Here is a 2,598-nt window from a genome sequence, read left to right on the forward strand (position 1 = left end):
GGGCCATATCGGGAGCTACGACTGGGATATCGGCGGCGGTCCCAATCTGTGGTCCGACGAGCAATGCCGCCTGCACGGCATCGAACCGTCAGGGGCGCGGTCGATTTCGATCGATGAATGGCGCAACCTGATGCATCCCGATGATCTGCCGATGCTCGAACAGCGGCTGGCTGACATCATCGAAACCGGCGGTTCCGGGGAGCTCGAGCATCGCATTCGGGGCCCGAACGGCGTGCGCTGGATCTACAGTCGCGGACAGATCGTTGGTGGACAGGGAAAGCCGATGCGTCTGATCGGAATTAACATGGACATCACCGAGCGCCGCAAGCTCGAAGATGACCTTCGCGAATTGACCCGGACGCTGGAACAGCGTGTCGAACAGGAAGTCGCGGCCAGGGAAGCCGCGCAGATCAAGCTGGCGCATGCGCAGAAAATCCGCTCGATCGGCGAACTCACCGGCGGCGTGGCGCATGACTTCAACAACCTGCTGACGGTCATTACGGGGACGATCGACACGCTCGCGGAGGGCGTTGCCGACCGTCCGCACTTGGCGGCGATCGTCCAGATGATCGGATCGGCCGCCGACCGCGGCGCCAGGCTGACCTCGAGTTTGCTGGCGTTCGCACGAAAGCAGCCGCTGCGGCCCCGGAGCACGGATGTCGAGGCGCTGATTGCGACGACGAGCGACCTGCTCAAGTCGGTGCTCGGCCGCCAGATCGAGATCGATTTTGCCAGGCGCGGCTATGTCGGAACGGTGTTCGTCGATCCGGATCAGCTTTCGTCCGCGCTGGTCAATCTGGGAATCAACGCGCGCGATGCCATGCCAAACGGGGGCCGCTTGACGATCGATGCCGACACGGTTGCCATCGACCAGGACGAAGCCGCCGTCCGCGACATTGCCGCGGGCAGTTATGTTGCCATCAGCGTCACGGATACCGGAACGGGGATCGACAAGGCCATTCAGAGCAAGATCTACGAACCCTTCTTCAGCACCAAAGGCGTCGGCAAAGGCACCGGCCTCGGTCTCAGCATGGTGTACGGCTTCGTCAAGCAGTCGGAAGGCCACATCGACTTCGAAACCGTGGAGGGCAAGGGCACGACGTTCCGGCTGTACCTTCCGGTATCCGACGATGCGCCATCCTTTGCGGTCGACAGTTTCCGAAAGCGGCTTCCTCGCGGCCACGAGACCATCCTCTGTGTCGAAGACGACGCGATCGTTCGCGATTTCGTCACGCAGCAACTTCAGGCACTGGGATACAGGACTGTCGCCGTCGGCAACGCGACCGAAGCATTGAGCAAGGTGCGTAGCGGACTCGCGATCGATCTCCTGTTCACCGACATCGTTATGCCGGGATCGATGGACGGCTGGAAACTGGCCGAGCTCATCCGGCAGATGCGGCCCGGGATCAAGGTGGTCTATACGACCGGATATTCGGATGTCAGTTCGGAACATCTCAGTTCAGACGCCGGGATCATGCTGCTCGAGAAGCCTTACCGGCTGTCGCGTCTCGCAGAAGTGGTTCGAAATGCCATCGACAATCCCGCGCCGGTCACGGCGGACCGGTGAAGCAGCGGGGCCATCCCCTGGACTGCTGACAGCCGAAGCGCTCTTGCCGTTGCCCGCTTCGCTCATTTTTCGTAAACGACCCGGATGAGCCACCCCCTCGTCACCCCCGCCTCCGCCGACGCTCTGCTGTTCGATCTCGGCCGCGTCGTGCTTGATATCGATTTCAACAAGGCGCTCGCCTGCTGGGCCGGTCATGCCGGCTGTACGCCGGCGGATTTAGCGGGAAGCTTTATCGTCGATGACAGTTACAGGCATCACGAGACCGGCGCGATCGACGACGCTGCGTTTTTCCAGAATCTGCGCGGCTCGCTCGGCATCGCCCTTTCGGACGACCAGTTCCTCGAAGGTTGGAACGCGATCTTCACCGGCGAGATGCCGGGAATCGCGCCGCTGCTGGCGCGCGCGGCAAAGCGGATGCCGCTGTTTGCGTTCTCCAACACCAATCCGCCGCATGTCGCGCATTTTTCGAAAACCTATCCCGACGTGCTCGGGCACTTCCGTGAAATTTTCCTGTCCTCGACCATCGGGCTTCGGAAACCGGACGCCGCAGCCTATGATCATGTGGTGAAGGCGATCGGGGTGCCGGCGCAGCGCATCGTGTTCTTCGACGATTCCGCGGACAATATCGCGGGCGCACGGGCGCGCGAGCTGATCGCGGTTCACGTAACGTCGCCGGACGACGTGGCAAAAGCACTCGCCGAGCTTGGGATTTGAACAATCAGCCGTCATTGCGAGGGGCACTCTTGTCCGCCGAAGCCCGCCTTCGGGCGAAGGCGGATGCGACGAAGCAATCCATTCCTTCTTGGCGAAGTTGGATTGCTTCGCTACGCTCGCAAGGACGAGCCCGGCATATGGCCGCATCTCGACTCACCCCATAAAGGAGTCTCCCTGTGGCGCTAATGCCCGTCGCCGATGCCCTTGCCGCGATCCTCGCCGGCGCCGAACCGCTGCCGGGGGAAATGGTCGCGCTGGATGCCGCGCATCACCGCGTGCTGGCGCGCGACGTCGCGGCGTTGCGGACCCAGCCGCCG

The 2,598-nt window shown here is 62.6% G+C and carries 2 protein-coding genes and 1 pseudogene; all 3 read left to right on the forward strand.

Annotated elements, in window-relative coordinates:
- The coding region (locus Q8N40_RS08750; RefSeq protein ID WP_305711534.1) for an ATP-binding protein at positions 1 to 1,567 on the forward strand (1,567 nt) is incomplete at its 5' end.
- Between the two features lie 84 nt (positions 1,568 to 1,651).
- Positions 1,652 to 2,281, forward strand: coding sequence for an HAD-IA family hydrolase (locus Q8N40_RS08755; RefSeq protein WP_305318053.1), 630 nt, complete (start codon positions 1,652 to 1,654; stop codon positions 2,279 to 2,281).
- A 176-nt stretch (positions 2,282 to 2,457) separates the two neighbouring features.
- Positions 2,458 to 2,598, forward strand: a pseudogene (locus tag Q8N40_RS08760) (molybdopterin molybdenumtransferase MoeA); the annotation flags it as partial.

Origin of the sequence: Bradyrhizobium sp. (assembly GCF_030693485.1) — a bacterium.
Lineage (GTDB): Bacteria > Pseudomonadota > Alphaproteobacteria > Rhizobiales > Xanthobacteraceae > Bradyrhizobium.